Genomic DNA, 16648 nt, shown 5'->3' on the forward strand with positions numbered 1-16648 from the left:
CCGGGGCCAAGCCCCTGATGACAGTGAAGCGGGCCAAGGGGATGACAGCACTACGAAAACTCGCTAAAGGCGTGATCGGCACGGCCCCGTGGCTCAACTGGATAGAGCAGCCCCCTCCTAAGGGGCAGGTTGCAGGTTCGAATCCTGCCGGGGTCACCAAAAAACTCAGTAAAATATGGCGTTTTGTCAGATGCTTGCGAAGGGCGCTGCAAAAACGCCCGTTTGATTCCCGGGGAAATCTGGGGCGGTAGACAGGATTTCTGTACAAAACCTGTACAAGTCGAAGCCGGTTTAGGCCTTCGCGGGGCGCGGCAATGAGCTGGCGTGTCGCGAACGAATGCGCCGAACGCCGCTTCGGCAGCGCCGCGCGCAAGCAGATCATCATGTTCCTGGCCGACAAGGCGAGCGATGACGGCTCGGGCATCTGGTGCTCCAAGGGCACGATCCAGCGGCACACCGAGCTGGGCGAAAGCACCGTGAAGCGGACGATCAGCGATTTCCTGCGCGAGGGCATCCTGATCGAGACCGGGCGCCGCCCCTGCAAGAACGGTTTCACCGTGATCTACCGCATCGTGCTGGCGCGCGTGATGGCGTTGGAATCGATGGCCGAACCCGACGACGGGACGGGGTCCACCCTGGACCCCGTCCAGCCTGAACCCGGTACGGGGTCCACCATGGACGGGGTACGGGGTCCAGGGTGGACCCCAAACCACCCTAAAACCATCCATAAACCACCTACGCGCAGGCGCGCGGAGGCGGCGGCGGTCGAGGATGAAAGGTTCGAGAAGATCTGGGCGGCCTACTCGAAGGACCGCCAACGCGGCAAAGCTGCGTGCCTAGCCCGTATCGCGGAGGCCGTGAAGGAGGGCGTTGATCCAGACGATCTGCTCCGCGCAGTGCAGGCCTATGCGACCGAGAGCGCTGGCTTCACAAGGTCCAAGGTCTGTTTCGCTGACAACTGGTTCCAGACGCGGCGCTGGCAGCCTTTCCTCGAAAAGTTCGAGGCCGAACGCGAAGCGGCGAAGGCCGTACAAGCAGATCACCACGCCCGGTTGGTCGGCTGGATTCGCGACCGCAGCCCTATGTGCAAGCACATCACGCCCCATCAAGTGACGGCGCTCGTCGCGGCCAATTTGGTGACCAAGGTGCAGCTACATGCGGCGGGTTTGGCCGCATGAGTGCGCAGATCAATCGCATTTTCCGTAGGATGTCGTCTGCGCAATGCCAAGTGCATCGCGCATCGCGTCCCGTACATAGCGTCTCCCGCACCACGCATCCCGTCGATTGCATCGCGCCCAATGCGCCCCGCATCGCGTCACTTGCATCGCGTCAAACGCACCCCGCTTCGCGACTTCTGCATCGCGTCGATTGGCGTCTGCTTCCGTCATCCCCAACAGGAGACGACCTGCTCATTGGCAACCGCTCTGCCGACCTGAAATGACTCCAAGCCCCTGATCCGCCTCCGCTGACGCTGGGAGGCGGGGAGCTTGGAGGAAGTTGGCAAGAAATAGGAACGTAAACTTCACATGCGCCACCACCGCAAACTGACCGACGACGAACGCCGCCAGATCGTCGCAGCCCGCGCCAAAGGCAGTTCTGCCGCTGCGCTGGCCAACCGCTTCGGCGTTTCGCGCCGGACGATCTACAACACGCTTGGCATGGCCAAAGGCGCGCGCTCGGTCCGCACCCGAACGATCAGCACACGCGTCAGCGCGCGCGAATTGGCGGGCTTCAGAGACGGGCTGGCCAGACGCGGCATCACCGACCACCCCGCCGCCCTGCTCCGTCTGATAGGTGCGGCGGACATACTACTGCGCCCGGCGGATCAGCGCGTGATCGACCAGATGCGGGACTGGGGCGCGGAAATCTCAACCCGGGGCGCCGCCATCAACCAGATCGCCCGCAAATTGAACGAGGCCAAACTGCGCGGCCGCCCGATCCCTTACACGGCCGAGGACGCGGCTACGATCCGCGCCTTCGCGGTATTCTTTGTCGCTTTCGTCGAAGAGTTCCGAGCCCTCTGGGAGGCAAGGCAGACCAAGATGACGCGAGAAGTCGACAAGGCGTTGTCAGGGTTGGCAACAATGGTGCCTGATCCCTAAAGCAGCTCTTTCATCTGCGCCGCCCGCTGCATCGCATCAGCAGCTATCGGTCCGCTGACCGCCTCCGGCACCTGAACACCGACCGCCAGCAGCGCCCGATCCAGTGCAGGACCTAGCCGATCCGTCATGTCCTGCAGCAGCTCTAATGCGCGCCCCTTGGGCAGACCTGCAGCGCGACCCTCAGCCTCAAAGTGGCGAGGCACGATCTCGTCTATGCCGTAATGGCCATCAATGGACATGGCTAGCCGGTAGCGCTTGCGCTGTAGGCGTCCAGCGCGCACGACTGGGGCGATGCTCAGGATGTCATAGAGGGGCGCAAGCCTGAACCGTCCTCGACGCCCTAGACGCAAGCTGAAGTTCTTGGCATGCCCGTCTGACGCGCCGATCAGAAAGAAGAATATCTGCGCCCGGAAGAAGGCCTCCCGATCCTCGATCGGCGTGTCGGATTCCCGCAGAAGTTCCATGATCTGCCCGATGCCGGGGCCGCCGAGCCTCTGGTACTTCATCGCAGAGGGGTAGCCCAGCGACTGGCAGATATCCTCCTGCGGCAGGCGTTTCAGCGTCTCGCCCAGCCAGACGCGGTCAAACCGCTCGACCGATAGAACCACCTGCCCGGGAAGGGTGATCTTTTCGACATGCGCGGCAGGAAGCCCAATTTCGCGGGCCAGTGTCATGCACAACAATTCATTCTCGACGCTGTCGCTCAGTTCGATCTGATCGGGGCCGGGCAGGATGCCCATGGGCGTCTTGAAGATATGACTGGTAGGTGTGATGCCGCACGGCTTGGCCCAGAGGCCTTCCACGCGCAGATAGGCCGTCTTATCCTGCGCCCCCGCAATGGCAATCCGGAAATCCTCATCCTCGCCCAGAGCGAGCGGCGCGCTGGCGAGGTTCTGCAGATCGGCGACCATCTCCTCTTTCGAGATGATGCGATACTGCATGCTCTTCTCGGACGGAGCCTCGTCCACCGGTAGAAATTGCAGCGCACCGACACAGTCGCGCCCCAGCACCGATAGTAATGAAAACACATCCTTGCCCTGCGCATCCAAGCGCGCGGCGATCTTCTCGCGCAGTTCTCCCTCCGCATCGGGGAGGAGGTTATCGAAGGCCGCGGCAACTAGGTCGCCTTGCCATTTGGCCTTGGACAGCGGCAGGGCACTGGCCACGGGAAAGGCGGTGTTGGACGACAACCAAGCGAGATCATAAGTGAAACCGATGACAGCAGCTGTCCCACGCGTCAGCGTGCCGACCCTCGATCTCTCGTACCAAACGGCTGTCTTGCTATGGTCTGCACGGCGACCAGCACGGGCGATGCGCGCCATCTCAGGACGGTTCTCGGTCGACAAGACGGTTCGTCACAGAAAGCTCTGCGCCAAGGCCTTCGAGGAGGCGCAAATAGACATCCAAGCTTACAGATACGACGCCGTTCTCGATGTCTGAAATCGTGGATTGTGCCGTGCCCGTCATCTCGCCCAGTTGCGTCTGGCTAATGCGGCGCGCAGCCCGACGTGAACGCAACGCTGCTCCAGCTTGTCGCAGACTTCGGACGGGGTATGAAGGCGCGTCGATCATGCCCGACCGATAGCCCACCGACTATACTCAGTCAATATCCTCCAACAGCTATATAACGCAATTATAGCTGTATGGCTATAGCACGCCGTTTATTGAGGCTGGCACGAAAGGCGGTGCCAAAGTAAGTTGTAAGCAACGGAAGACTTCCAGGGTAGCAAAGCTCTCATCGGCCCGATAAACTGGTCCTACCAAAGCCATCGAACTGCCAAAGCTAAAAGTCGGCATAAATCTCAAACTTGCTCTGCGGCTCTTACTCGGTCGAAAAAAAAATGAACGAACTACCCAAAAAAGTCTTAATCGAAAAAGAGCTTCAGAAAGAAAGCCCCGATTGGAGGCTAATCGAGAGCCTGAGCCGTGACGAAGTTTCACAAGACCCAACAAATGTTCGTTTCTCAGTGGACGCAGGTCACATCCAAAGACTAGGTGTTGAACTCGTTGGCAAGAAAGACACTGCACTATCCGAGCTTATAAAGAATGCATTTGACGCAGACGCTACGGAAGTCGATCTGAACTTCGAAAACAGCAGGGCGATAGGCGGCACACTTATAATTTCTGACAATGGCTCCGGGATGACTATGGATGTCATACGAAACAGTTGGATGAGGATATCAACTGACACGAAGGCAGAACAACCACTCTCGCCACGATATTATCGCAGACGTGCTGGCCGGAAGGGAATTGGTCGCTTCGCTGTTCAAAGGCTCGCGAAAAAACTGGAACTCCGCACAAGTCCAATCGGCGAAACCCATGGGTATTCGGTATTCTTCGACTGGGATGCAGAGTTTACATCAGGAAAAGACCTCAACGACGTTTTCAACCGCGTCCACAAGTTCGAAAAGGCCCCAGAAGAATCGGGCACTGAACTCAAGATGACATATATGCGCGACGCGTGGACTACAGCTTCAATTTCGAGAGTTTGGCGGGCCGTACTTTTGCTACAGCCGCCCTTTAAAGTTGCAAATGTATCTGGAAAAGAAGTTGGTAAGAAAGCTGACCCTGGGTTCACTGTAAGGGTTAACGGCGAAACCAATGACATGAGCGCTGACTCATTTTCGATTGAAAAAGACTTCCTGAGCCAAGCGATTGCTTCGATTGAGGCAAGTATTGATGCAAATGGATATGCACGCGTACGAGTAACCTCAAAAAAGTTGGATTTGGATGACTTTGAAGACTTTGACGATAGATATGTTCTGGTTGGACCAGTCTCACTTACATCTAAGTATTTCATTTATTTGCCAGAAACGCTGTCTGGTATGAAGCAGTTTGATGCTACGGAAATGGGCCGCAAGTACGGCGGTATCCGTTTGTACCGCAATGGCTTTTGAGTTCTTCCTTATGGCGAACCAAACAATGATTGGCTGGGGATGGATTCTTCAGCCTCCCGGAGAGAATTCATAGCGCCGGGCAATAATCGGAACTTTTTCGGTCAGGTCAGCATTGCCAGCGACGAAAACCCTTTGCTCGAAGAAACCGCTAGTCGAGAGGGCCTAGTAGAGAATGAGGCTTTTGACGAACTCCAAGACTTTTCCAAAAAGTCCATAGTTTGGGCGATAGCCAGAATTGCCGCAGCGCGAAACCGGAAGCAAACGGCATCTCAGCCAGGGTTTGTGTCGCAGGTCCGGCCACCTTCGCAGTCGATTAGAACTGCCATTGAGCTCTTGGAAGATGAGGGTCCGGGCAATGGTGAGGAGTCCGAAAAGGGGAGTGATGAAACCGCTTCAACAAGGCCCAGTCTACCGCCTAAAGAAAAAATCCTTGGCGCTCTAAAGGCTGCAGAGAAGGATGCAAAGGCTACAGAGGAAGAGTTTGAGCGGCAAAGACAAGCCTCTCTTCACTACGAAGCAATGCTTCGCCTGCTGGCATCATTAGGCCTGTCGATCAGTGTTTTCGGTCACGAAGTTAAAGGTGCTCAAGAGGCGATCCGCGCAAGGCTGCAGCTTCTGGAAGACGATATCGGTGCTTTACCTGAAGGCGACCAGAGAGAAGACCTTCGTCGTCAACATGAAAAGCTCGAAGATTCAACAAGACGGCTGTTCGACATTGGTGGCTATATCGCCGGACTCATGTCAAAGACTGAGAGCCGCGATCTTCGTGAGCTTTCAGTCTCCGGTGCACTGAGGCGTTTTAGTGAGCAGTTTGAGAGTTATATGTCCAAGCAACGTGTCGAATTCGACCCGATCAACGTTGTTCCATCAAACCTTCGTACAATCGAAATGCATGCAAGCGAGCTCGACTCTGTTCTGCTAAACTTTCTAACAAATTCAATAAAATCTATGAAGAAAGCAAAGGTGCCGAAACGACGAATACGTATGGACGCGAAGCTTCATGGGAAGCATGTGGTCATTGGCTTCGAAGATAACGGTGTTGGTATCCCCGAGAATCAACATGATCGCATTTTTGATGCCTTTTTTACTACAACTCTCACGGCTGAGGATGACGGGGTGGCAGGCCCTGGTACAGGCTTGGGACTGAAAATTGTATCCGACATCGCAAAGAGTTATGGCGGTGACGTGTCTGTCGGCGAACCCAGTGATGGATTTGCTTGTCGAATTGAGTTCCGAATCTTATCGAACGAGGACGAGAAATGACCTTTAGAGGGATTTTTGTTGAGGACAACGATACAGAGGCGGTTTTTGCTAGGCAGATGTCTACTAAGGGCGTGCTAGAACTTGAGCACGAACGCCCTCGTCCAGTGTCTAAGCATAGTAAGGATATCTTTGCAGGGCGCCCGGATATGCTGGTCCTTGATTTCCGGCTCGACATAGATTTGGGCGAAATGGAGGCCAGCGAGGCGTACAAGGGTAGCGCTATGGCACAACAGATTCGTGACCTTGCTGTCAGCGAACCGGAGCATGACTTCCCAATAGTTCTGGTTTCGAGTGAGGAAAAAATTCGTGAGCAGTTTGTTCCGGATCGTACATCTCATGATTTGTTTGACAAGGTTTGTTCGAAAGAAAATGTGACGAATGAGCGTGCTCTCGTTCGGCGTGAACTGATAAGCTTATGTGCTGGCTATCAGGTCCTTCGGTCTAAAGTTGGCGACTTCAATGTGTTGGAGCTTGCAGGTCTCGCAGCTGATGACGACTATGTACTCGATTACCAAGACCTAAGGCATGCAATGCAAAGAGCGACGACACCTCATCTCGTCGCCGCCATTTTCTTACGTCAGCTACTTTGGCGCTCTGGCCCTTTGATCAATATACATGATGCTTGTGCGCGCCTTGGTGTGAGCAAAGATGAGGGCGCGACAGTCTCAGACGCGCTTCGCGAGCGCGGCCTAAGTTATGAGGGTATCTTCTCTGATGGATGGCCCCGATTTTGGGCGCATCTATTGGACGATTTCACACTAGGGGTCTTCGGTGGACGAGCGACGGGAATCCCCTCGGAGGAGCGAGCGGCGAATGTTTCAAAGGCCTTCGGAAATGAATTGGCTCCTGCGAAATCTCCGTGGACAGGCAAGACAGACGAACTGATCGCATTCGCTTGTTCCTGCTGTCGTAGAGGCACCGAAATGCGGCATTCTGTTGGGGTGTTTGAAATGGATTTGCCAAGTTATTCAACTCGTCGAAGAATTTGTTGGCGCTGCATTCACGACGATAGCTATCTTGCTGCGGTACCTCCTTTCACTATCGATGAAGCAGATAGAAGCCTCATTGAAGACGTGAAGAAGCTTCAGATTCCGGAGTGAAGTAGTGACAGACATTCGAGCTCGCGACGCTGGTGAAGCGCTTCACTCAATTGCAAGTAAACTGAACGGAGCGAAAGTTCTTGAGCCTGAAGGCTTGGATACCCTTCTTAGGGTTGCGCGTGATTTGAAAGGGAGAAAACGGAGCCCTGGTTGGCGACTAGAAGTGGATCGCGGGATGCCTGTACGCTTCAAAGTCGGCATGGCTTCAGATGGCAAAAAAGTTCGGCCAAAAATTGATTATGCATGTATTAACGTAAACCAAGCTCTGGTCGATCGACCGCCTTTTGATTGCTTTGATCTGGCGATTGTTCTGGAAGACGAAACTGAAAATTTGCTATCTCGCTGGCACATTGACCTAGCCAACGCGTCTGGCGGCGCTGTCCAAGCAGGACCGTTGTTTCACCTTCAGTTCGGCGGAAGAAGTAACGGCTTTAATCGCAGCCAAGACCATCCGGTGAAAGAACCAAGATGGTGCCACCCGCCTATGGAACTCGCACTAGCAAGCGAGATGATAGTTGCAAACTTCTTCGAGGAGGCATGGCAGGATTTGAGGGAGGATCGCAGTTGGTGTACGAGCATTAATCTGTTCCAAAAACTGTGTTACGAGAGTTATCTGCAAAGACTTCAACGTTGCCTGGATGCACCGTCGGGGTCCACTATTCTGCGAGATGTCTGGGCTTCGAACTGGAACTAGATAGTTAATTCATTAGCCTGCCGTCATCTTTGTCTGTGCTTGCGAATTTGCATCAAGCCAGAACGCAGTATGCTTGCGTGGGTCGGTACATCATCGAAACCCAAAGCGCCCAATATCAAATGATCTGCGATCTGACTCGCTTCATTAAAGTTTCCACATCGCAAGAATTTATCTGCCTTTTGGTAGGCAGACAGCACCTTCCTTTGATGTATATTAGGTACAAGAATTCCCACACTCTCTGCCTCCCTCGGTTCGTGCTTCAAAGCGCCCGATCCATATGATCGGCCTACAATCTCCGCAGATAACTGCGAGAAGGTCGAAAGTGTTGTTAAGGAAATTAACTTTTTCTCCACTTCGGATTTGCAGTTCTTGAAATTTCCGCGATGAACAGAATTCGTGCAGTTCACTCCGGCTCTATTTAGCACAAGGCGCGGGCCATTGTGTTGCATTACTGGGAAAAAAGCATCTGGCGCCGAACCATCGTCAGTTTGGCTCCACACGGCTCTTTTCTTGAAGGTTGAGCAGGTTCTTTTCTTTTCGTCAGGATATGAATCTAAGTAGGTCTTTATATCGTTTGGCGCAAACCTCGGATCACTGCTGCTGACCAAGTATCCCTTGCCGCCCGCCTGGATCATACTGTCGAAATCGTCAGCTTGGAACTCTAGACCAGTTGCGTAGATGAACCTAGGCAGCACTGGTACCAAATTCTCAATAGAGATGTCGGATTCCATCCTTTCTTCTTCGTTGCACAGAAAGAATTTATTGTCTCCCGTCACTAAACCTATCTGAATCCTCAAATGGTCGCCTATCTGATGATAACTTTGGTTAGATACGAGACGCAAATAAAGGTCGCGAGGAGCTTTGGATAGATTATCAAAAACAGACGTTCCGCAGACTGCTGGGCTTGTCAGCTTGCCAGCCACCCACTTGCGGACCTCACTAGACAACTCGGATACACCTGAACACCTAGAAAGCAGAATATCCTCATTCGACCCGTTTGAGCGATCAGCGAGCTTGCCCTCTGCTAGCAATACAACTGTTTTTTCCTCAGTGCCTTCGAGCAAAAACTGGCGTTCCTGAAGCTCGAAAGCACGCACATTAGAGAACATAGATGTAATGTAGCGGCGCAGGTTATGCGAGTAGTTGGCGTAGAGAAAACTGCTCGGAAGCACCCATGCCATGCGCCCGCCATTTCGTACAAAGTGAATGGACAGCGCTACGAAGTACGCCCACAGGCTAGCTCGGCGATCGAGCTGCAGGCCGGATTCTTTCAAAGCCTGCAACGCCGCTTCGCGCCTAGTTGGGTCAATCTTGCGATATGGAAGGTACGGAGGATTACCTATGACCGCGTCAAATTTCCCTATCCATGAGTCATGGAAATCTTGCTGCAAAAAGTCTCCTTTGTGGAATCTTGTTAAATCCACTGGGCCCTCGAACAAATTTGCCAAGTGACCAAAAGCTTCTGGATCGATGTCGCAGCCAAAGATTTGGCCATTGGGAGTAGCCGCGTCAAGCGATACCAAGCGATCCCGCGCTGAACGCAAGAATCCGCAGCCACCAAAACTGGGTTCGAAGACGATGCAGTCAGCAGACGCAATAGCCCACTCACAGATGACATCGGTTAGGCCATCGTGGGTGTAGAATGCCCCAAGTGCTTTTTTTCTAGAGCTTTCCTTGGACTGCAAGCCTCTATCCATCTTTTAGTGCATTTGATAGTATTAAACTAACCAAATTTTGGACTGTGTGGAACGAGCAAAACATGATTAAGAACAGAGTGTTGCTAAGTACGCGGTCGCGCTCCCGAAGCAAACAGCTGACTTTTGTTTTAGCAAGAACCGCAGACCGCACTCCGCCTGTCGCGCACAATGTGAACTGCAAAGTCAACTTCTTTACCCCAGCTATTCTGCGGCAAAAAGCGTCGGCACGTCGGACACATCTACCTCCCGAGAGGCATGCCAAGCGTCGTAGGCACCTTGCATCCTGATCCAAAGCAACGGTTCATTCCCGAAAAGCTTTGCTAGGCGCACTGCGACCTCGGGGCTGACCGGTTTGCGCTCTGCCAGGACGTCATGCAAATGCTGGCGCGAGATGCCCAACATCCTCGCGATCTCTGCCTTAGATTTGCCCGTCTCGGGGATCACATCCTCTCGGAGCAATTCGCCCGGATGCGTCGGACAGCGGTCGGGGTTGCGGCTCATGCTCGCCTCCTAATGGTATTGCTCGAAATCCAGCACATAGGCATCGCCATCTCTGAACTCGAACGTAATGCACCATGGTCCGTTCACATGGACCGTATAGCGCGTGGGGTTGTGACCTCGCAGCGCATGAAAGTCGAAACCGGGAAGGTTCATGTCCTCGGGCGCGGTAGCGGCATCAAGGGCGTCGAGCCGCCGCAGGATGCGCTTGTGAAACCGTGCGTCGATCTTGGACTTTCCCGTTTCCCAAAGGGCCTTCAGCTGCTTGTTCGCGAACGTCTTTATCATCGATACATGTAGCCTGTTCGCTTACACATGTCAAGCATTAGCTTACACCTTGCGGGCCAGAAGAAAGGTCTCAAAGTCAGCGTTTTCAAGGAAGGCGGCACTTTCGGCCTTGTGCCGCGCGAGGAACTTATCTGCCAAAGCTGCGCCCCCGACGATGGCAAAGCCCGGAATCCACCAAAGGAACGTGGTGAGAGACAGTGTTGTTGAAAAGATCGCAACAAGCAATGGCCCCAAAATGAAGGGCATAGCGACGAGCGGCAACCATCGAAGGGGCTTGAGCTTCCGGTCCGCGTCGCGGGCAATGATCTCGTGTTTCCCGCGCAGGTCACGCTCCCAAGCCAAGTACTCATCTTCGATCTGACCGTGCAGATAGTGTCCGCACCGGCAGTAGGCGCGAGACAGGTACTCCGTCTGTCCGCAAGCCGCGCAGCAGATCGAATTCTGGCTCCCGGGTTCTGGCCGTAAGGCAGGCTCTGGGGGGCACTTGTCATCCATCTGGTAAGAGGGCGCGCTTCCCAGAAACCGCTCGACATCTCGACTGAACCGCACCTTGCGCGGCTTCAGCCTTCTCACTTCTTCCGGAAATTCATCGTCTAACATCAGCTCACCAGCCTCAAAATGCTGTCGATTCTTGTTGTGTCCGGGCCCTCGGTCTCGGGGCCCAGGGTGTCGGCGTTCAGGGCCTCATCGAACAGAAATTCGATCGCGTCCCACTTCTTCTCGGGGGTTACGGTCAGTCCGCGTTCGATGATCCGACGCTCGACCGCGATGCCGATCCTGCGGTAGGCAATGGCAGCCTCTTCATGGTGGCGGCTCTTGCCGGTCTCTGTGTCGCCCTCCAGCATCCAGAGCGGGTCCACGTCGAACTCTTCATAGATCACCAACAGCAGCTGGGCCGTCAGGTCCCGCTGGCCACGTTCGTAGTTCTGATAGGCGCTCCGACTGATGCCAAGGCGCTGCGACATCTCCTCTTGAGAGAGCCGGAACTTGTTTCGGACGGCGGCAAGGCGGTTTCCAAGGCCAACTACAGCCATGATCAACTTTCGTTTGTATTTGTGTTGACCTCATTTGTAATCATATCTATCTGATAGTGACACGAACGATGGCGACACGCGTGATTCATCCAAGATCAGCGTAGTTTTGTTTCTTTCTGAACGCAAAACGAAATCTATCGCCTTGTTTTGTGAGCAGAACAGAAGGGCGCGAAGCATGACCAAACTTCTCGAAACACCCAAGGAACTGGCGGACCGCGTGGGCATCCCGGTGACCAACATCCGCTATCTGATCCGCGAAGACATGCTGGATCACATCTTCACCGCCCCGGGCAAACGGAACCCGAAGATCCCCAGCGGCGCCTGGGAGAAGTATGTCTCGCAGTTCACCGTCACGGCAGAACGCAAGACCGCCCGTAGCGGCCGGAAAGGGTGAGGCGATGATGAACACCGAACATGCGGAGCAGTCCCAGATCCTCTCAATCGGCAAGACGCCCGCTCAGTGGGTCGAGATCATGGCCACGCACGGGATCGAGATTTCCGAGCGGACCCTGCGCGAGAAGGCCAACGACACCGGTGCGTTCTTCCGACTGGGTCGCACCATGCTGATCACGCCCGCGCAGATTGACACCATCTTCGAGGAAGGACAGGCATGCCGCTCGAAATCTACAAGCGTGGCTCCGTCTTCTGGGTCAAGGGCTGGGTCGAATACAATGGCCGACCGATCGCCGGTCCATACCGCCAAAGCACGCGAGCGACTACTGAAGCTGGCGCGCGGGACTGGATAAACGACGAAACACAGCTTCAGGTCCGCAAGTATCTGATCGGGGAAGAGCATAGCCTGCGCTTTGCCGATGCCGTCGATTTCTACCATCCCTCCGCCAAGACCGCGAAGCAGCTTCTACCGATCCTGGACGAGATCGGGGACATGCCGCTGGGGGCGATCACGGGCGCACTGCTGAAAAGCCTTGGTCGCAAGCTGAAGCCGAACGCCTGCACCGATACCTGGTGGCGCGAGATCGTGACCCCCGCGCGGGCGGTCATCAACAACGCGCATGAACACAAGGGCACACCGCTTCTGCGGGTGAAGCGCTATGACAAGTTCGAGCGGATCGCGCAGGACCAGCGGCGGCGCAAGCCCAGCCGGATCGAGCGCATCCCCGCGACACGCGACTGGATCGAGGCCTTCTGTGCCGCTGCTGATCCCTACAACGCAGCCATGGTGCGTTTCATGTTCGAGACGGCGGCGCGGATCGATCAGGCGGTGTCTATCGAACCCGATGACCTGCGACCGGCTACCTGCGAGGTGCGCGTCAAGGCGCAGAAGGGCCACCCGGAAGGCTGGATTACCGTTTCGCCGCAAATGATGGCGGAGCTGGTGGCGTTGAAGCCCAAGCGGCCAAAGAACCTGAAGACGGGGCAACTGCTGTCGCCGCGCGTGTTCGGCTATGGCAGCCCGACCGGCTACAACAACCGCTGGAAGACGATCTGCAAGCACGCGGGCATCCCGTACCTGTCGGCGCACCCCGCCGGGCGGCACGGGTTTTTCACCGAACTGGTGGTGCGGCAGGGTGTCGATCCGGTCACGGCGGCCAAGGCAGGTCGCTGGTCAGACCCCAATCTGCCCATGCGCATCTATGCCCATGCAGAGACCGACGAGGCCGATGTCAGGGCGCGGTTTCGTACAAACTATGCACAGCCGATCCTTACCGAGAAGCCCAAGCACAAGAAAACAAAGAAAGATCAGACAAATGAATGAATCCCTCCTAAGGGGCAGGTTGCAGGTTCGAATCCTGCCGGGGTCACCAAGAAACCCAATAAAATATGGCGTTTTGTCAGGGACTTGCGAAAGCGGCTGCGGAAACGCTGATGGCTTTCGCGGGCATCCGGCGGGCGGACGAAATTTCTGAACAGAAACCCGACAATTTGACCGCCGGTTCAATACACAGCGGCATTGCATGAACTGAGTTTCCGAAAAACGACGACACCCATCGCCGTGTCGGAGGGTTTTGCACTACAGGAAAACTACCACATTCTCGTAGAGAATGGCAGCCCGTAGGGGAATCGAACCCCTCTTTCCAGGTTGAAAACCTGGCGTCCTAACCGATAGACGAACGGGCCACGTTTGGCGTGTGCTGGCTTTTATGCAAAGCGAAACTGCAGCGCAAGAGGGGAAGTCAGGTTTTTCGCATCAAGCCGAAAGAAAAATTCACACCCCTGCGGGTCGCGCTGCATCATCCAGCCGGAGCTGGACGGTAGAGCGCCCACCCCATTGATTTATCTCCAACTTTCCTGCGAGATGCAGCCTTTGCCCCTGCGCGCCGGCAATCAGGGGCCCGAGCGCACTGTCGAACGCCCCGAAAGCGATGGCCTCCAGTGCTGCACCCTGGCCATCCGTGAAACGGGCGCGCAGATGCGTCTCGCCCATGCGTCGAATCGACTGGATGCGCATGTCGGGAAAAGCGAAACGCGGGGCTGGGGCAGATGCGCCGAAAGGCCCTGCGGCATCGAGCTGCGCCACGAGATCTGCGCTGGCCGCCGTCGGCATGAGCACGCCATCCAGATGCAACGCCCGCATCCCCGTCTGCCCGGCCCCTTGCTGCGCCAGAAGCGCGTCAAGCCGGGCCATTGCCGCGTCGAGCTTGTCACGCGCCACCGTCAGACCGGCCGCCATCCGGTGCCCGCCGCCTTTTTCCAGAAGCCCTTCCTGTACCAGACGGTGGATTGCCGCCCCAAGATCGACACCCGGCACCGATCTGCCCGAGCCCTTGCCCTGCGCCCCCTCCAGGCCGATCACGATGGCGGGCCGGTTCATGGCTTCTTTCAGACGCGCCGCTGCAATCCCGATCACGCCGGGGTGCCAGCCATCACCAGCGGCCCAGACCAGTGCGCCCTCGGCCCCGCGCGTCTCTGCCTGGCTCAGGGCGGCCGCGCGGACAGCGGATTCGATCTCGCGACGCTCGGAATTGAGCTGGTCAAGCCGCGCGGCGAGGGCCTCGGCCTCTTGCGGGTCTTCGCAGGCCAGAAGGCGCGCACCCAGATCCGCCGCCCCGATGCGCCCGCCCGCATTCACACGCGGCCCCAGAACGAAACCCAGATGATAGGCCGAAGGCGCGGTCTCCAGCCGCGCCACATCCGCCAGCGCGCGCAGGCCCACACGCTGGCGCATGGCCATGACCTTCAGCCCCTGCCGCACGAAGGCGCGGTTCACCCCGATCAGCGGGGCGACATCCGCGACGGTCGCCAGCGCCACAAGGTCCAGCAGAGCCATCAGATCCGGCCCCTGCCGGTCGCGTCCGCGCAACTGACGATTGGCCTCCACCAGCATCAGAAATACAACGCCCGCAGCGCAGAGATGGCCCAGATCCCCGCTTTCATCCTGCCGGTTCGGATTGACCACGGCCAGAGCGGGCGGCAGGGTTTCCGCCCCGAGGTGATGATCCAGCACGATCACATCGGCGCCTGCGGCTGCCGCGATCGGCTCATGACTGAGCGTGCCGCAATCGACGCAGAGGATCAGGTCATGGGACTGTGCAAGCGCACGCATCGCGGGCGCGTTGGGCCCATATCCTTCCTCGATCCGGTCAGGAATATAGAGCGTTGCCTGCTGCCCCATCCCGCGCAGCCAGCACATCAGCAGGGCCGCCGAGGCGCCCCCGTCGACATCGTAATCTGCAAAGATCGCGATCTTTTCCCGTGCCACGACCGCTTCGAGAAGCCGCGCCGCAGCCTGCTCCATGTCACGCAGGCTGCGCGGGTCGGGCAGCAGATCACGCAGGGCCGGGCTGAGATAGGCCAGCGCGCCATCCGGCTCCACGCCCGCCCGCGCCAGCACCGAACAGACAGAGGGCGGCAGGCGCGTTGCCTGCACCAGAGCTTCGGCCTGTCGCGCGCGCAACGGGTCCGGACCGACCCAACGCCGCCCGAGAGCCGAGCTTTCAACCCCAAGAAAGGCAGCTTCCATGACCTGCCCTTTCAGTTCATCTTGCCTAAAATACTCAAACCAGTGTCCTGCGCGCGCGCCATTGGCGGCGCGCGCCCCGATCAGAGCGGCGAGCGGTAGCTCATGCGGCGCACCGATCCGGTTTTCGAACGCATCAGCAGCGTGTCGGTCGTCACCCAGCCGGGTTCGGTCTTGATGCCCTTCACGACCGACCCATCCGTCACCCCGGTCGCCGCGAAGATCACATCGCCCATGATCATGTCGTCGCGCGTGTAGATGCGGTCGAAATCCTCGATCCCCGCACGGCGGGCGCGGGATTTCTCATCCTCGTTGCGAAACAGCAGCCGACCAAAGATCTGGCCGCCCATGCATTTCAGCGCCGCAGCCGCCAACACGCCCTCGGGGGCGCCGCCCGACCCCATATACATGTCAATACCGGTCAGCACAGGCTCGGCACAATGGATCACCCCGGCAACATCGCCATCCATGATCAGCCGGATCGCAGCCCCGGTGGAGCGCAGATCGGCGATCATCTCCTCATGCCGGGGGCGTTCCAGCACGCAGACCGAGATATCTGCGGGTTCGCAGCCCTTGGCCTTGGCCAGGGCCCGCACGCGCTCGGCGGGCGTCATGTCCATCGTGACCGTATCCGGCGCATAGCCCGGCCCGATGGCCAGCTTGTCCATATAGACATCCGGTGCATGCAGCATTGTCCCGCGCGGGGCCATGGCGATGACGGTCAGCGCATTGGGGAAATCCTTGGCGGTCAGGGTCGTACCTTCCAGCGGGTCCAGCGCGATATCCACCTCAGGCCCCTGCCCCGTGCCGACTTCCTCGCCGATATAGAGCATCGGTGCCTCATCCCGCTCGCCCTCGCCGATCACGACGCGGCCCTGAATGTCGAGCATGTTGAGTTGTCGGCGCATCGCATCGACCGCGGCCTGATCTGCCGCTTTCTCATCACCGCGTCCGACAAGGCGGGCAGAGGCTAGCGCCGCCGCCTCGCTGACACGGGCAAGGCCCAATGACAGCATGCGATCATGAAATTCCGGGGTTGTGGTGGTCATCGGGCTGTCCCTTCACAAATGCTTTGCCTTGCTTCTACAGACTGGAACGGCCTTCGCACAAGGCGCGTTCCGCATTCTGTGCCGATGTCAGCGCAAACGCCGCTCCA

The 16648-nt window shown here is 57.1% G+C and carries 17 protein-coding genes and 2 tRNA genes; 9 read left to right on the forward strand and 10 right to left on the reverse strand.

The genetic code is table 11. The features are described from left to right. Positions 1–82 precede the first annotated feature (82 nt). The 3 genes from BG457_RS03230 (at position 83) to BG457_RS03240 (ending at position 2102) form a co-directional block, all read left to right on the forward strand. Positions 83–159, forward strand: a tRNA-Arg gene (locus BG457_RS03230). Between the two features lie 155 nt (positions 160–314). After that, entirely contained in the window at positions 315–1178 is an 864-nt protein-coding gene (locus BG457_RS03235) for a hypothetical protein (RefSeq protein ID WP_071795577.1), read from the forward strand. Positions 1179–1526: 348 nt separating this feature from the next. After that, on the forward strand, positions 1527–2102 hold the full coding sequence (locus BG457_RS03240; RefSeq protein ID WP_071795578.1) for a helix-turn-helix domain-containing protein: 576 nt from the start codon (positions 1527–1529) through the stop codon (positions 2100–2102). On the opposite strand, the gene BG457_RS03245 is transcribed toward BG457_RS03240, so the two are convergent. Then, positions 2099–3424, reverse strand: coding sequence for a HipA domain-containing protein (locus BG457_RS03245; protein WP_071795579.1), 1326 nt, complete (start codon positions 3422–3424; stop codon positions 2099–2101). The genes BG457_RS03240 and BG457_RS03245 overlap by 4 nt on opposite strands. A gap of 1 nt (position 3425) precedes the next feature. Next, a complete protein-coding gene (locus tag BG457_RS03250) occupies positions 3426–3674 on the reverse strand; it encodes a helix-turn-helix domain-containing protein (protein ID WP_071795580.1) in 249 nt (82 codons plus the stop codon). Between the two features lie 269 nt (positions 3675–3943). Here BG457_RS03250 and BG457_RS03255 point away from each other — a divergent pair, with 269 nt between their 5' ends. Genes BG457_RS03255 through BG457_RS19820 form a run of 4 tightly spaced genes read left to right on the forward strand, consistent with a single transcriptional unit; the run spans position 3944 to position 8056 of the window. After that, positions 3944–4999: an ATP-binding protein gene (locus BG457_RS03255; RefSeq protein WP_071795581.1), complete on the forward strand. Its 1056-nt coding sequence runs from the start codon at positions 3944–3946 to the stop codon at positions 4997–4999. Positions 5000–5038: 39 nt separating this feature from the next. After that, positions 5039–6262, forward strand: coding sequence for a sensor histidine kinase (locus BG457_RS03260; RefSeq protein WP_071795582.1), 1224 nt, complete (start codon positions 5039–5041; stop codon positions 6260–6262). Beyond that, positions 6259–7362 (forward strand): winged helix DNA-binding domain-containing protein, encoded by a 1104-nt coding sequence (locus tag BG457_RS19815; RefSeq protein WP_139257529.1) that lies wholly within the window; start codon positions 6259–6261, stop codon positions 7360–7362. The genes BG457_RS03260 and BG457_RS19815 overlap by 4 nt, the downstream gene beginning before the upstream one ends. Before the next feature lie 4 nt (positions 7363–7366). Next, a complete protein-coding gene (locus BG457_RS19820) occupies positions 7367–8056 on the forward strand; it encodes a hypothetical protein (protein WP_139257530.1) in 690 nt (229 codons plus the stop codon). Between the two features lie 23 nt (positions 8057–8079). Here BG457_RS19820 and BG457_RS03270 read toward each other — a convergent pair whose 3' ends face one another. The 5 genes from BG457_RS03270 to BG457_RS03290 form a co-directional block, all read right to left on the reverse strand. Further along, complete coding sequence (locus BG457_RS03270; RefSeq protein WP_175546719.1) at positions 8080–9741, reverse strand: Eco57I restriction-modification methylase domain-containing protein; 1662 nt, start codon at positions 9739–9741, stop codon at positions 8080–8082. A 213-nt stretch (positions 9742–9954) separates the two neighbouring features. Next, complete coding sequence (locus BG457_RS03275) at positions 9955–10254, reverse strand: HigA family addiction module antitoxin (RefSeq protein ID WP_071795585.1); 300 nt, start codon at positions 10252–10254, stop codon at positions 9955–9957. Between the two features lie 9 nt (positions 10255–10263). Then, entirely contained in the window at positions 10264–10539 is a 276-nt protein-coding gene (locus BG457_RS03280) for a type II toxin-antitoxin system RelE/ParE family toxin (RefSeq protein WP_071795586.1), read from the reverse strand. 42 nt (positions 10540–10581) lie between these two features. Beyond that, positions 10582–11139, reverse strand: coding sequence for a hypothetical protein (locus tag BG457_RS03285; protein ID WP_071795587.1), 558 nt, complete (start codon positions 11137–11139; stop codon positions 10582–10584). Then, positions 11139–11573: a helix-turn-helix domain-containing protein gene (locus BG457_RS03290; protein WP_139257531.1), complete on the reverse strand. Its 435-nt coding sequence runs from the start codon at positions 11571–11573 to the stop codon at positions 11139–11141. The genes BG457_RS03285 and BG457_RS03290 overlap by 1 nt, the downstream gene beginning before the upstream one ends. A 175-nt stretch (positions 11574–11748) precedes the next feature. Here BG457_RS03290 and BG457_RS03295 point away from each other — a divergent pair, with 175 nt between their 5' ends. Together BG457_RS03295 and BG457_RS03300 are read left to right on the forward strand one after the other, a co-directional pair. Next, the gene (locus BG457_RS03295) at positions 11749–11967 is read left to right on the forward strand and encodes a hypothetical protein (protein ID WP_071795589.1); all 219 of its coding nucleotides are present in this window, start codon (positions 11749–11751) and stop codon (positions 11965–11967) included. A 216-nt stretch (positions 11968–12183) separates the two neighbouring features. Then, entirely contained in the window at positions 12184–13290 is a 1107-nt protein-coding gene (locus BG457_RS03300; RefSeq protein ID WP_071795590.1) for a tyrosine-type recombinase/integrase, read from the forward strand. Positions 13291–13577: 287 nt separating this feature from the next. On the opposite strand, the gene BG457_RS03305 is transcribed toward BG457_RS03300, so the two are convergent. The 3 genes from BG457_RS03305 to glpX form a co-directional block, all read right to left on the reverse strand. Continuing rightward, a tRNA-Glu gene (locus BG457_RS03305) sits at positions 13578–13652 on the reverse strand. 88 nt (positions 13653–13740) lie between these two features. Then, on the reverse strand, positions 13741–15495 hold the full coding sequence (recJ, locus tag BG457_RS03310; RefSeq protein WP_071795591.1) for a single-stranded-DNA-specific exonuclease RecJ: 1755 nt from the start codon (positions 15493–15495) through the stop codon (positions 13741–13743). 80 nt (positions 15496–15575) lie between these two features. Further along, complete coding sequence (gene glpX, locus BG457_RS03315; protein ID WP_071795592.1) at positions 15576–16541, reverse strand: class II fructose-bisphosphatase; 966 nt, start codon at positions 16539–16541, stop codon at positions 15576–15578. Positions 16542–16648: the final 107 nt, after the last annotated feature.

This window comes from Natronohydrobacter thiooxidans (genome assembly GCF_001884735.1).
GTDB classification, from domain to species: Bacteria; Pseudomonadota; Alphaproteobacteria; order Rhodobacterales; family Rhodobacteraceae; genus Roseinatronobacter; species Roseinatronobacter thiooxidans_A.

Excerpts from the sequence above, each read along its gene's own strand:
- BG457_RS03235 (WP_071795577.1), top strand. The coding sequence starts at position 315 with ATGAGCTGGCGTGTCGCGAACGAATGCGCCGAACGCCGCTTCGGCAGC.
- BG457_RS03240 (WP_071795578.1), top strand. The coding sequence starts at position 1,527 with ATGCGCCACCACCGCAAACTGACCGACGACGAACGCCGCCAGATCGTC.
- BG457_RS03245 (WP_071795579.1), bottom strand. The coding sequence starts at position 3,424 with ATGGCGCGCATCGCCCGTGCTGGTCGCCGTGCAGACCATAGCAAGACA.
- BG457_RS03250 (WP_071795580.1), bottom strand. The coding sequence starts at position 3,674 with ATGATCGACGCGCCTTCATACCCCGTCCGAAGTCTGCGACAAGCTGGA.
- BG457_RS03255 (WP_071795581.1), top strand. The coding sequence starts at position 3,944 with ATGAACGAACTACCCAAAAAAGTCTTAATCGAAAAAGAGCTTCAGAAA.
- BG457_RS03260 (WP_071795582.1), top strand. The coding sequence starts at position 5,039 with ATGGATTCTTCAGCCTCCCGGAGAGAATTCATAGCGCCGGGCAATAAT.
- BG457_RS19815 (WP_139257529.1), top strand. The coding sequence starts at position 6,259 with ATGACCTTTAGAGGGATTTTTGTTGAGGACAACGATACAGAGGCGGTT.
- BG457_RS03275 (WP_071795585.1), bottom strand. The coding sequence starts at position 10,254 with ATGAGCCGCAACCCCGACCGCTGTCCGACGCATCCGGGCGAATTGCTC.
- BG457_RS03280 (WP_071795586.1), bottom strand. The coding sequence starts at position 10,539 with ATGATAAAGACGTTCGCGAACAAGCAGCTGAAGGCCCTTTGGGAAACG.
- BG457_RS03285 (WP_071795587.1), bottom strand. The coding sequence starts at position 11,139 with ATGTTAGACGATGAATTTCCGGAAGAAGTGAGAAGGCTGAAGCCGCGC.
- BG457_RS03290 (WP_139257531.1), bottom strand. The coding sequence starts at position 11,573 with ATGGCTGTAGTTGGCCTTGGAAACCGCCTTGCCGCCGTCCGAAACAAG.
- BG457_RS03295 (WP_071795589.1), top strand. The coding sequence starts at position 11,749 with ATGACCAAACTTCTCGAAACACCCAAGGAACTGGCGGACCGCGTGGGC.
- BG457_RS03300 (WP_071795590.1), top strand. The coding sequence starts at position 12,184 with ATGCCGCTCGAAATCTACAAGCGTGGCTCCGTCTTCTGGGTCAAGGGC.
- recJ (WP_071795591.1), bottom strand. The coding sequence starts at position 15,495 with ATGGAAGCTGCCTTTCTTGGGGTTGAAAGCTCGGCTCTCGGGCGGCGT.
- glpX (WP_071795592.1), bottom strand. The coding sequence starts at position 16,541 with ATGACCACCACAACCCCGGAATTTCATGATCGCATGCTGTCATTGGGC.